Below are 12,271 nucleotides of genomic sequence, written 5' to 3'. Positions count from 1 at the left end.
AGGACGCTTCCCGGAAGAAGGCCAAGGAGAAGGAGGGCCAGGGCCACCAGGAGGGCCACGCCCCGGGCCAGGGGCCTGGGGGCCACCCCGGCCTCCCCCCGCCCGAAGACGGAAAGCCCCAAGGCCAGGTAGTAGTAGGCGCTTATGGCGCTCGTGACCAGGGCCAGGACCAGGAGCCCCCACTTTCCCGCCCTGGCCGCCTCAGCGAAGACCAGGTACTTGCCCCAAAAGCCCGCCAGGGGGGGGAGGCCCAGGAGGGAGAGGGCGGCGAGGAAGAGGGCGAGGCCCAGAAGGGGGTCCCGGTGGAAGAGGCCCCTTAGGGCCTCCAGGGGCACCCGGTCGGGGGAGACCTCGGAGAGCACGGCGAAGGCCAGGCCCGTGGCCAGGACGTAGGTGAGGAGGTAGAAGCCCAGGGCCTGGGCGTTCCCGGTGTAGAGGGCCAGGGCCATGTACCCGGCTTGGGCGATGGAGCTGTAGGCGAGAAGCCTTTTGGTTTCCTTCTGAGCCAAAGCGGCCAGGTTTCCCACCACCACGGAGAGGGCGATGAGGAAGGCGAGGGCGTCGGGGGCCCCGGGGGCCGCCACCCGGAGGAGGGCGGCGAAGGCCGCGGCCTTCACCGAGGTGGCCATGAAGAGGACCACCGGGGTGGGGCTTCCCTGGTAGACGTCGGGGGTCCAGAAGTGGAAGGGGGCGAGGGCCACCTTGAAGCCGAGGCCCACCAGGAGGAGGCCCAGGGCCAGGGCGTAGAGGGGCCCCTTCCCCGGCGTGCCCGCGAGGAAGCTCCCCGTGGCCCCGTAGTGGAGGGCCGCCCCGTAGAGGAAGAAGGCGGCGGCCAAAGCCCCCAGGAGGAAGTACTTGAGGGCGGCCTCGAGGCCCTGCCCCCTTCTCCAGGTGGCGAGGGCGTAGAGGGGAAGGGAGAGGGCCTCGAGGGCCACCAGCATGAGGATGAGGTTCCTGGTGGAGGCCAGGAGGTGCATCCCGAAGGCGGCGTAGAGCACCAGGAGGTAGAACTCAAACCGCCGCGAGCGCACCAGGCCCAGGGTCCAGAGGGCCCCAAGCAGGGCGAGGAGGGTGAAGGCCTGGGAGACGCCGTCCACCTGGTAGGGCCCGAAGGCGAAGGGCTTCCCCCAGGTGAAGAGGAGGGAGAGGAGGGCGAGGCTTAAGCCCAGGATGGTGAGCCGCTTGAAGAGGGCCACGGGAAGGAAGAAGCCCAGGAGGGTGAGGGCCACCGAGAAAAGGGCGAAGACCAAGAGGGTCATGCGCCACCTCCGAGAACCTTGGCGAAGGCTTCCGCCAGGGGCCTAAGGCCCTGGAGGAAGTACCCGGGGAAAACCCCCATGAGGAAGAGGGCCGCCACCACGAGGAGGGCGAAGCTCCACTCGTCCCCCTTCAGGTCTTCCACGCTCCGGTTTCCTTCCTCCCAGAAGGTCTTCTGGAAGGCGGTGAGGGCGTAGGCCGCGGAGGCGATCACCGAGAGGAAGGCCAAGGCGGCGAGCCAGGGACTGGCCTTATAGGCTCCGAGGAGGGTTAGAAACTCCCCGGGGAAGCCGGAAAGCCCGGGGAGCCCCACCATGGCGAGGAAGAGGAAGAGGAAGAGGGCGGCCAGGCCCGGGGCGCTTTGCGCCAGGCCCCGGTAGCGCCCGATCTCCAGGGTGTGGAGCCTCGCGTAGAGTTGCCCGAAAAGGAGGAAAAGCCCCCCGGTGTAGACGCCGCTCGCCGCGAGGAGGTAAAGGCCCCCAAGGGCCCCTTCCGGCGTGCCCGAGAAGACTCCCAAGGCCGCTACTCCCATGTGGGAAAGCCCGGCGTAGGCCAGGAGGGTCTTGGCCTCCTTGGCGGCGAAGGCCACCCAGGCCCCGTAGAGGGCGGAGAGGGCGGCGAGGAAGAGGAGGAGGCCCTGGACTTGGGCGAAGCCCTCGGGGGCCAGGGGGATGGCGTAGCGGAAGAAGGCGAAGACCCCCACCTTGTAGAGGGTTCCCAGGGCGTCCGCGAGCCCCGAGGGGTGGTTCTCCCGGTGGAAGAGGGGGAGCCAGGCGTGCACGGGGAAGAGGGGCGTCTTGATGGCGAAGGCCAGGGCGAAGCCCAGGAAGACCCAGAAGGCGGCCTCTCCCCGCACGGGGTGGGCGAGGAGGTCCTGGAGGAGGAAGGTGGGGCTGCCCCCCAGGGCCTTCGCCGCCAGGATGGCGGCCAGCATGGGAAGGCTTCCCGCCAGGGTGAAGAGGAGGAAGGTGTAAAGGGCCCGGAGGCGCCCTTCCCCCCCGTAAAGGAGAAGCATGAGGAGGGCGGGGATGAGGGCGGCCTCAAAGAAGACGTAGAAGACGAGGAGATCCCGGGCGGCGAAGAGACCCAAAAGAAGCCCCTCCATGAGGAGGGCGAGGCCCAAGAAGCGCCCCTCCACCCTCGCCACCAGGGCCCCCAGGAAGACGGTGAGGGCGATGGTGAGGAAGAAGAGGGCGGAAAGCCCGTCCAGGCCGAAGGCCCAGTACACCCCCGTCCCGGGGAGGAGGGGGGCCTGGAAGGCGTGGGCCACCCCGCCCGGGTGGGTCAGGAAGAGGTAGAGGTTGAGAAGGAGGGAAAGCCCCGCCCCCAGGACCCCTAAGGTCCGGGGAAGGCCCAGAAGAAGGAGGATTCCAACGAGGATGGGTAAAAGGATCGCCAGGACTACCACCGCATCACCCCCAAGAGGACCAAGGCGCCCAGCACGAAAAGCAGGGCGTAGAGCCTAAGGTAACCCGTCTGCAGGCGGCCTAAGGTCTGGCCCAGGCCCCGCACCCCATCCCCTAGGCCAAAGTACCCCCGAAGGAGGCCGGCGTCCCCGTAGAAGAGGGCCTCCGCCAGGGCCTTCAAGGGGTTCACGATGAGGGCGTTGTAGGCCCGGTCCACGTAGAAGGCCTCCCGGCTCGCCGCCTCAAAGGCCAGATACCAGGCGGGGAAGGCCTTGCGCTGGAAGAAGACGAAGCCCGCCCAAAGCCCCAAAAGGGCCACCGCCGCCGAGAGGGCGATGAGGCCCCACTCCGCCCCAAGGGAAAGATGGTGGGCCTCCACCTCGGCCAGGGCGGGCTTCAAAAAGGGTTCCAGAACGTTGGGCAGGGGGTGGGGCAGGGCGAGGTACCCGGCGAGAACCGCCCCTAAGGCGAGGAGGTGGTTGGGCCAGAGCATCACCGGCGGGGCCTCGTGGGGGTGGTGGTGGCCCCGTTCCTCCCCCAGGAAGACCAGGACGAACCAGCGCATGGCGTACATGGCGGTGAGGACGGCCACGAGGAGCGCCCCCACGTAGAACCCCACCCCGCCGAAGGGGTAGGTGAGGGTGGCGGCGAGGATGGCGTCCTTGGAGAAGAAGCCGGAGAGCAGGGGAAGGCCGCCTAAGGCCAAGGCCCCGATGAGGGCGTGGTAGCGGGTCATGGGCAGGTGCTTCCAGAGGCCGCCCATCTTCCGCACGTCCTGCTCGCCCCCCAGGGCGTGGATCACGCTCCCCGAGGCCAGGAAGAGGAGGGCCTTGAAGAAGGCGTGGGTGAAGACGTGGAAGAGGGCGGCCCAGTAGGCCCCCACCCCCGCCGCCAGGAACATGTACCCGAGCTGGCTGATGGTGGAGTAGGCGACGATTTTCTTGATATCGGTCTGGCCGAAGGCGGATAGCGCCCCATAGGCCGCGGTGAGGAGGCCGATCACGGCGATGGTGTAGGAGACGTCGGGGAGGGCGCTGTAGAGGAAAGAGCTTCGGGCGATGAGGTAGACCCCGGCTGTCACCATGGTGGCCGCGTGGATCAGGGCGGAAACCGGGGTGGGGCCGGCCATGGCGTCGGGGAGCCAGACCATAAGGGGGATCTGGGCGCTCTTGCCCACGGCCCCGAGGAAGAGGAGGAGGCCCGCCAGGGCGAGGAGGCTAGGGTTCCTCAGGGGGCCTTCCAGGGCCTCTCTAAGCTCGCTGATGGAGAGGGTGCCGTAGAGGGCAAAGAGGATGGCCATGCCCAGCATGAAGCCCAGATCGCCGATGCGGTTCACGATGAAGGCCTTGCGGGCGCTGTCGGCGTACTGGGGGTTCTGGTACCAGAAGCCGATGAGGAGGAAGCTCGCCAGGCCCACCCCTTCCCAGCCGATGAACATCACCGGGTAGCTGTCGGCGAGGACCAGGGTGAGCATCATGGCGATGAAGAGGTTGAAGTAGGCGAAGAAGCGGCTGTAGCCGGGGTCCCCCGCCATGTAGCCGATGGCGTAGACGTGGATGAGGAAGCCCACCCCGGTGACGATGAGGAGCATGAAGCCGGAGAGGGGGTCCAGAAGGAGGCTGAAGGGGATGCCGGGAAGCCACTCCGCTTGGAAGCGGGCCCCTCCCGAGAGGAGAAGCCCCGCCCCCAGGAGGAAGGAGGCCAGGACGAGCCCCGAGGCGATGACCCCGGGGAGGGGCTCCCGCATCCTTTTGCCGAAAAGCCCCATGAGGGCGAAGCCCAAGAGGGGCAGGAGGATGGTGAAAAGAAGCGCCATGCTCACCCCCTAAGCTCGGAGAGGTCGTCCACCGCGGTGCTCTCCCGGTGGCGGAAGATGGCCACGATGAGGCCGAGGCCCACCGCCACCTCGGCGGCGGCGATGGCGATGACCATGAGGGCGGCCACCTGGCCCTCGAGCCCATAGGCCCGGGCGAAGCCCACCAGGGAGAGGTTGGCCGCGTTCAGCATAAGCTCTATGGAAAGGAAGACCAAAATGGCGGTCCTCCGGGTGAGGACCCCGTAGACCCCGAGGGCGAAGAGGAGGGCGGAGGCGAGGAGGAAGCTCACCGCGCCACCTCCTTCTCCCGCTCCTCCCGGGGCAGGGCGTCCAGGGGGCGGGAGGGCTGGACCAGGGCCACGGCCACCACCGTGGCCACCATGAGGAGGAAGCCCACGGCGAGGAGCACCAAAAGCCAGTCCCCATAGAGGAGGGGTCCCAGGGCCTGGGGAAGCCCGCCCTTAAGGTCCTGGGTGAAGGCGAGCTTTAGCCCCCAAAGCCCCGAAAGGAGAACCCCCGCTACCCCTAAGGCGAGGAGGGCGGCGAGGGGCTTGGAGCGCACCAGGGGGTCAAACCCGATCTCCCCCTGGGCGGCGAAGAGGAGCATGATGACGAAGAGGAAGAGGACCACGATGGCCCCGGCGTAGACGATGACCTGGATGAAGCCCAAAAAGCGGGCGTCCAGGGCCACGTAGACCCCGGCGAGAACGAGGAAGTTGAAGATCAGGGCCAAGGCGGCGTGGATGGCGTTCCTAAGGGTGACCACCAGCATCCCGCTTGCGAGGAGCAGGGCCACCGCTAGGCCTTCTAGGAGGCTCACGGCTTCCTCCTTTCCGTGGGGGCTTGGAAGCCCTCCAGCTCGGGCCGCACGTAGGGCACCACGTAGCCGGGCTTGACCGCCTTGCCCGTGATCTTGGCCTCCCGGCGCTGGGGCTTGGTGCCCACCACGTCCACCAGCATGTCCTCCTTGCCGTAGACGAGGTCGGAGTACTGGTAGTCCGCCATCTCAAAGTCGTACCCCAAGACGATGGCCCCCGTGGGGCAGGCCTCCTCGCAGAGGCCGCAGAAGATGCACCGGAGCATGTTGATCTCGTAGACCTTGGCGTACCGCTCCCCCGCCGAGACCGGGTTTTCCGGGTCGTTCTCCGCCGGCTCCACGTAGATGGCGTAGGCGGGGCAGGCGGCGGCGCAGAGGGAGCAGCCGATGCACTTCTCCAGCCCGTTCGGGTGCCTCGTGAGGACGTGCCGCCCGTGGAAGCGGGGCTTCAGGGCCACGGGGGCGTCGGGGTAGGGGACGGTCACCGGCTTGGAGAAGAGGTACTTGAGGGTAATGCCGAGGCTTTGGGCGAGGGCCTTCAGGGTCATGCGCCACCTCCTTTGCGGGCGGGCTTAGGGGAGTAGAGGACCGCTCCGAGAAGCCCCAGGAAGCTCAGGGCGGAGAGGTAGAGGAGGTAGGTCCTGGGGAGGTCCAGGGCCACCACGAGGGCGGTGACCAGGAACCAGAGAAGGGCCAAGGGGAAGAGGAAGCCCCAGCCGAAGCGGAGGAGCTGGTCGTAGCGCAGGCGGAACCAGGTGGCCCGGATCCAGATGAAGAGGAAGAGGAAGAAGGCGATTTTGAGGAACAGCCAGAGGTAGGGGACCTCGAGGACGGGCATGGTCCAGCCGCCCAGGAAGAGGGTGGGGATGAGGGCGCTGGCGGTGATGAGGTGGATGTACTCCGCCATCTGGAAGAGGGCCCACTTGATGGAGCTGTACTCCGTGTGGTAGCCGCCCACCAGCTCCTGCTCCGCCTCGGGGAGGTCAAAGGGGGTGCGGGCGGCCTCGGCCAGGGCGGCGGTGGCGTAGACCAGGAAGGCGGGGAAGGCGTAGAGGAAGAGCCAGCCGTGCGCCTTCTGCCAGTTCACGATCTCGTTCAGGTTGAGGCTCCCCACCAGAAGCACCGGGGAGAGAAGGGCGAGGCCGAGGCCGAGCTCGTAGGAGATGAGGCTCGCCGAGGAGCGAAGGGACCCGAGGAGGCTATATTTGCTTCCCGAGGCCCAGCCCGCCAGGAAGACGCCGTAGATGGCCATCTCGCTCACGGCGAAGAGGTAGAGAAGGCCCAGGTCCAGGTTGAGCACCCAAGGTTGGTAGCCGAGGAAGCTCCCCGGCGGGCCGAAGGGGATGGCCCCAAAGGCCAGGAGGGCGAAGACCACGCTGATGAGGGGGGCCAGAACGAAGAGGACCTTGTCGGCCCGCTCCACCACCAGGTCTTCCTTGAAGATGCTCTTGATGGCGTCGGCGAGGGGCTGGAGGAGGCCCATGGGCCCCACCCGGTTCGGGCCCAGGCGCACCTGGAAGCGGGCGAGGAGCCTCCGCTCCACTAGGGTCATGAAGGCGAAGGCGGTTAGGAGGCCCACCACCACCAAAAGGGCCTTCAGGGCCACCATCCAGTAAGGGTCAAGGGAGTGGCTCACGCTTCACCTCCTGCGGGAACCAGAACCCGGCCCTCCACGAGGAGGCCCGCCGCGGGCCCCAGGGCCGAGAGGTAGAGGAAGCCCTGGGGGAGGTCCTCCCGGTGGACCACCCGGGCCTCGAGGCGGCCGAAGGGGGTCTCCACGGCCACCTGGGCCCCCTCGGGGAGGGCCTCGGCCCGGGCCGTTTCGGGGTGGGCCCAAAGCTCGGGGCTTGCCGCCTCCCGGGCCTTGCCCACGGCCTGGTGGGCCTTCCACATGCTGGGCCGGAGGTAGAGCTGGCCCCCTCGGGCCTTGGGCCTAAGGGTCCGGGTGCGGAAGGCGAGGAGGCCCATGGGCCCCGGGACCCCCTTCTTCCTAAGCTCCCGCTCGGCCTCGAGGTGGAGCCGGAAGGGGGGCCTCACCCCCAGGGCCTCGGCCAGGAGGGCGAGGACCTGGAGGGCGCCCTCCGCCTCCCCGTTCTCTATGGGGGCGGGGGCAAGGGGGAGGACCCGGCCCTCCAGGTTCACCAGGTGCCCCCGCTTCTCGTAGGGGGTGGGGGCGGGGAGGACCACGTGGGCGTACCGCTCCGCCAGGGGGTGGAGGTGGCTTAGGTGCATGACCACGAAGCGCTTCCCCTTAAGGGCCCCTTCCGGGGGCACGAAGCCGTAGTAGGCGTAGAGGGCCCCGGGCTCGTCCCAGGCGGCGCCCCTTTCCCCGGGGAAGACCCCCATGGCCTCGAGGCCCCGGGCGTTCGCCGCCGGGGTCATGGCGAGGACCCTGGCCCCTTTGCGCTCGGCGAGGAGGCGGGCCCTTTCCGCGGCCACGGCGTCCTGGAGCACCCCCGCCCCCAGGAGGAGGACCGGGTTTTGCGCCCTTTCCCAGGCCTCCTTCGCCTTCTGCACCACCTCGCTTCCCTCCTTCTCCCCGAGGAGGGCGAGGAGGATCTCCCGCTCCTCCCCGGGCCTGTGGACCTCGTGGAGGGCGGCCCACTTCATGAGGGGCGCCCGGTAGGGGGCGAAGAGGGCCATCTTTTCCGTGCGGCGGGGCATCCTCTCCTTGATGGAGAGGTCGGCGAAGGGGGTGCCGTGGGCGAAGCGCTGAGGGGGCTTGAGGTCCCGCACGAACTCGGAAAGCCTGAGGTGGAGGATAGGGGCCTCCTCCGTGGGGTCCCCGAGGACCAGGGCGAAGTCCGCCCGCAGGAGGTCCTCCAGGGTGGCCGCCGGGAAGAGGCTCGCCGGGGCGGCGGTGCGGCCCTGGAAGTCCAGGTGGGGGGTCTTGAGGGCCTTGGCGAGCTCGGAGGCCAGGAGGCCCTCCTCGAGGGTGGCGTCGTGGGCCAGGTAAAGCCCCACCTCCTCGCCCCGCGCCTCCTTCAGGCCCTCCTTGAGGGCCAGGAAGGCCTCCTCCCAGGTGGCCTCCACGAGGCTTCCCCCCTTCCGCACCAAGGGGGTCTTGAGGCGGTCCTGGTCCGCCCACTCGTGGCCGAAGCGGCCCGCGTCGCAAAGCCAGATCTCGTTGACCTCGGGCACCTCTCGGGCCCGGACCCTCAAGAGCTCCCCGCTACGGGTGTCGGCGGTGATCCCACACCCCACCGCGCAGAGGGTGCAGGTGGTGGGCGTCTCCTCCATCTCCCAGTTCCGGGCGCGGAAGCGGGCGGTGAGGTCCAGAAGGGCCCCCACCGGGCAGATGTCCGTGATGTTCCCGGAGAAGCCCGAGGGGAGGCCGAAGTCCATGGTGCCGATGAAGGTGTGCACGCCCCTTTCTATGAAGTCCAGGACCTCGTCCCCGGGGACCTCCTCAAAGTAGCGCACGCACCTTTTGCAGTGGATGCACCGCTCCCGATCCAGGACCACGAAGGGGGAGAGGGGGTGGTGCTTGTCCACGTGGCGGCGGGTGAACTCAAAGCGGGTGTAGACGGGAAGGGAGAGGGGGTCCTTCTGGTAGTACTTCTCGTAGAGCCCGTACTCCACGGTGCGGTCCTGGAGCTCGCAGGCCCCGCCCTTGTCGCAGGTGGGGCAGTCCAGGGGGTGGTTGAGGAGGGTGAACTCCACCATCCCCGCCTGGGCCTCCCGCACCACCTCGGAAAGGGTGTCCACCACCATCCCGTCCGCCACCGCGGTCACGCAGCTTGCGGCGAGCTTGGGCTGCCACTGGATCTCGGGCTCGCCCCGTTCGTTGAGGAGGGGCTTCCCGTCGGGGCCCTTTTTGGGGAGGCCGATCCGCACCAAACACATGCGGCAGGCCCCGATGGGGGAGAGGTGCTTTTCCGAGCAGAAGAGGGGCACGTCGTACCCCGCGTGGAACACCGCGTCCATGACGCTCGTCCCCGGGGGCACCTCCACCAGGCGGTCGTTGACCTTGACCCTTACCATGTCACCTCCAAAGCGTGGGCCTGGGTACGGGGCGCTTCTCCCGCGCCAGGGCCAGGTACTGGTCCTTGAAGTGCTTCAGAGAGCCCTTCACCGGCCACACCGCCGCGTCGGCCAAGGGGCAGAAGCTCCGCCCCTCAATGAGGGGGAGGAGGGCCTCGAGGTTCTCCACGTCCTTCTCCTCCCCCTCGCCCCGGCCGATCTTGGCGAAGAGGTTCACCATGAACCCCGCCACGCCCTCGCGGCAGGGGGTGCACTTGCCGCAGGACTCGTGGGCGTAGAAGCGGGTGAGGTTCCACATGGCGTCCACCATGCTCACCCGCTCGGGGATGAGGATCACGCCCCCCGTCCCCAGCATGGAGCCCTGGGCCTGAAGCCCCTCGTAGCTCATGGGGGTGTCCAGGACCTCCTCGGTGAAGGGCAAAGGCGGGGTGGAGGACCCCCCGGGGATGATGGCCTGGATGGGCTCCAGGGGCCCTCCGGCCCACTCGTAGATGAGCTCGCGGAAGGTGGTGCCCATGGGAAGCTCGTAAACCCCAGGGCGCTTCACCGGCCCCGAGACCTGGTAGAGCTTCATCCCCTTGGACCCCTCCGTGCCCATCTGGGCGAACCAGTCGGCGCCCCGCTCCATGATGGGCACCACCGCGGCCAGGGTCTCCACGTTGTTGATGGTGGTGGGCTTGCCCCAAAGGCCTGCCTGGGCGGGGAAGGGGGGCTTGAGGCGGGGGTTGGCCCTTAGGCCCTCGAGGGAGTTCATGAGGGCCGTCTCCTCCCCGCAGATGTAGGCCCCGGCCCCCCGGTGGACGTGGAGGTCAAAGGAGAAGTCCGTGCCGAAGAGGTTCTTCCCCAGGTAGCCCCGGGCCCGGGCCTCCTTTATGGCCTGCTCCAACCTGTCCGCCGCCCTCCGGTACTCCCCCCGGACGTAGATGTAGCCCACCGTGGCCCGGATGGCGTACCCGGCGAGGATCATCCCCTCAATGAGGAGGTGGGGGACGTCCTCCAGGATGTACCGGTCCTTGAAGCTCCCGGGCTCGGACTCGTCGGCGTTGCAGATGAGGTAGTGCTGCTTCCCGTCCTTGGGCATGAAGCTCCACTTGACCCCCGTGGGGAAGCCCGCCCCGCCCCGGCCCCGTAGCCCCGAGCGCTTCACCTCCTCTATGACCTCGTCCGGGGTCTTTTCCTTGAGGACCCGCTTCGCCGTCTCGTACCCCCCGTGCCGGAGGTAGTAGTCCAGGGTCCAGGACCCCTCCTTCCCCACGTGGGCGTAGAGGGTCCTCTGGAACCTGGGGTCCAGTCCGGAAAGAATGGGCCCGGTCATCCCTCCACCTCGTGCACGTGGTGGCCGCACTTGCCGGGAAGCTCAATCTCATCAAGCCGCTTCCCCGCCCTAAGGCCCGCAAGAAGGGCCTCAAGCCTCGCCCGGGTCACGCACTCCACGTAGGGCTCGTCGTTCACCTGGATCACGGGGGCGGTGTGGCAACTGCCCAGGCACTCCACCTTCTGCACGCTGAAAAGCCCGTCCGGGGTCACCTCCCCGGGGCCGATCCCTAAGGTTTCTGTGAGGTAGTCCCAAAGCTCCTCCGCCCCGGCGAGCTTGCAGCTTAAGGTGGCGCAGACCTGGAGGTGGTACTTCCCGGTGGGCACGAACTGGTAGTAGGAGTAGAAGCTCGCCACCCCCAGGACCTCGGTGGGCGTGGTGCCCACGAGGCGGGCGATCTCCTCTATGCGCTCGGGCCGGATCCAGCCCTCCTCCTGCTGCACCCGCCGGAGAAGGGGCATAAGGGCGGCGCGGCGCCCTTCCGGCGGGTACTTGGCGAAGGTCTCCTCCAGGAAGTCCTGCTTGTCGTCAAAGAAACCCATCTTCCCTCCCTAGCGGTCCACGTCCCCCATCACGGGGTCCAGGCTGGCGATGATGGCCACCATGTCCGGCACCTGCTCCCCCTTGCAGGCGTAGGGGAGGCTTTGCAGGTTGACGAAGCTCGGGACCCGCACCTTGACCCGGTAGGGCATGGAGCCGCCGTCGGAGACGATGTAGTAGCCGAGCTCCCCCCGGGCAGACTCCGTGGGCACGTAGACCTCCCCCTTGGGGGGATGGAAGCCCTCGGTGTAGTGCTTGAAGTGGTAGATGACCGCCTCCATGGAGGTCTCCAGGAGGTGGCGGGGGGGCGGGGTGATCTTGGGGTTGGGGTCGCGGATGGGGCCCGGTTCCAAGCGCTCCAGGGCCTGCTTGAGGATCTTCACCGACTCCCGCATCTCCCGGATGCGGACCATCATCCGGTCAAACACGTCTCCCTTTTCCCCCAGGGGCACGTCAAAGCTGTAGGTCTCGTAGCCCGAGTAGGGGTAGGCCTTGCGCACGTCGTAGTTCACCCCGCTCGCCCGCAAAGACCCCCCGGTGAGGCCGAGATGGATGGCCACCTCGGGCGGGATCACCCCCACGCCCCGGGCCCTCTCGTAGAAGATGGGGCTTTCGGCGAAGAGGGCCTCGTACTCGTCAATGCGGTGGGGCATGACCTCCAGGAACTTCCTGAGCTCGGGGACGAACTCCTCCGGCAGGTCCTCCTTCACCCCGCCGATGCGGATGTAGTTGTGGTGGAAGCGTTGGCCCGTGACCCACTCAAAGAGGTCCAGGATGGCCTCCCGCTCCCGGAAGGCGTAGAAGAAGGGGGTGAGGGCCCCGAGGTCCAAAAGCCCCGTCCCCAGGAAGACCAGGTGGCTCGCCAGGCGGGAGAGCTCGTTGAGGATGACCCTTATGGTCTCCGCCCGGGGCGGCACCACCGCCCCCACCAGCTTCTCCACCGCCAGGGCGTAGGCCAGGTCGTGGGCGAAGGAGTGGAGGTAGTCCATCCGGGGGGTGTAGGTGAGGTTCTGGAGGTAGGTGCGGTGCTCCATGGTCTTCTCAAAGCCCGTGTGGAGGTAGCCGATGTGGGGCACCACCTCCAAGACCTCCTCCCCGGAGAGGGTCACCACCAGGCGGAGCACCCCGTGGGTGGA

Annotated in this window: 11 protein-coding genes; all 11 read right to left on the bottom strand. The window is 68.1% G+C overall.

From position 1 onward, the window contains the following. On the bottom strand, window positions 1-1,259 hold a 1,259-nt coding region (locus tag ABJK26_RS07070), incomplete at its 3' end, for an NADH-quinone oxidoreductase subunit N (RefSeq protein WP_347241577.1). Next, window positions 1,256-2,665, bottom strand: coding sequence for an NADH-quinone oxidoreductase subunit M (locus tag ABJK26_RS07065; RefSeq protein ID WP_347241576.1), 1,410 nt, complete (start codon window positions 2,663-2,665; stop codon window positions 1,256-1,258). The genes ABJK26_RS07065 and ABJK26_RS07070, both read right to left, overlap by 4 nt. Next, a complete protein-coding gene (gene nuoL, locus ABJK26_RS07060; protein ID WP_347241575.1) occupies window positions 2,659-4,479 on the bottom strand; it encodes an NADH-quinone oxidoreductase subunit L in 1,821 nt (606 codons plus the stop codon). Before nuoL ends, ABJK26_RS07065 begins: the two co-directional genes overlap by 7 nt. Before the next feature lie 2 nt (window positions 4,480-4,481). After that, complete coding sequence (gene nuoK, locus ABJK26_RS07055; protein ID WP_347241574.1) at window positions 4,482-4,769, bottom strand: NADH-quinone oxidoreductase subunit NuoK; 288 nt, start codon at window positions 4,767-4,769, stop codon at window positions 4,482-4,484. Beyond that, window positions 4,766-5,299 (bottom strand): NADH-quinone oxidoreductase subunit J, encoded by a 534-nt coding sequence (locus ABJK26_RS07050; protein ID WP_347241573.1) that lies wholly within the window; start codon window positions 5,297-5,299, stop codon window positions 4,766-4,768. The genes nuoK and ABJK26_RS07050 overlap by 4 nt, the downstream gene beginning before the upstream one ends. Next, window positions 5,296-5,844, bottom strand: coding sequence for an NADH-quinone oxidoreductase subunit NuoI (nuoI, locus tag ABJK26_RS07045; RefSeq protein WP_347241572.1), 549 nt, complete (start codon window positions 5,842-5,844; stop codon window positions 5,296-5,298). Before nuoI ends, ABJK26_RS07050 begins: the two co-directional genes overlap by 4 nt. Then, window positions 5,841-6,905, bottom strand: a complete 1,065-nt coding sequence (gene nuoH / locus ABJK26_RS07040) for an NADH-quinone oxidoreductase subunit NuoH (protein WP_347241578.1) — start codon at window positions 6,903-6,905, stop codon at window positions 5,841-5,843. Before nuoH ends, nuoI begins: the two co-directional genes overlap by 4 nt. Window positions 6,906-6,928: 23 nt before the next feature. Continuing rightward, window positions 6,929-9,280, bottom strand: coding sequence for an NADH-quinone oxidoreductase subunit NuoG (gene nuoG, locus ABJK26_RS07035; protein WP_347241571.1), 2,352 nt, complete (start codon window positions 9,278-9,280; stop codon window positions 6,929-6,931). A 1-nt stretch (window position 9,281) separates the two neighbouring features. Further along, window positions 9,282-10,595, bottom strand: coding sequence for an NADH-quinone oxidoreductase subunit NuoF (gene nuoF / locus ABJK26_RS07030; protein ID WP_347241570.1), 1,314 nt, complete (start codon window positions 10,593-10,595; stop codon window positions 9,282-9,284). Then, on the bottom strand, window positions 10,592-11,137 hold the full coding sequence (gene nuoE / locus ABJK26_RS07025) for an NADH-quinone oxidoreductase subunit NuoE (RefSeq protein ID WP_347241569.1): 546 nt from the start codon (window positions 11,135-11,137) through the stop codon (window positions 10,592-10,594). Before nuoE ends, nuoF begins: the two co-directional genes overlap by 4 nt. 9 nt (window positions 11,138-11,146) lie before the next feature. Further along, window positions 11,147-12,271 (bottom strand): NADH dehydrogenase (quinone) subunit D (gene nuoD / locus ABJK26_RS07020; RefSeq protein WP_347241568.1); only part of this gene is annotated, 1,125 nt, incomplete at its 5' end.

The organism is Thermus sp. (assembly GCF_039793865.1).
Lineage (GTDB): Bacteria > Deinococcota > Deinococci > Deinococcales > Thermaceae > Thermus.
The sequence above is the reverse complement of the archived record's forward strand: the minus strand, read 5'-3'. Positions and strand labels throughout refer to the sequence as shown.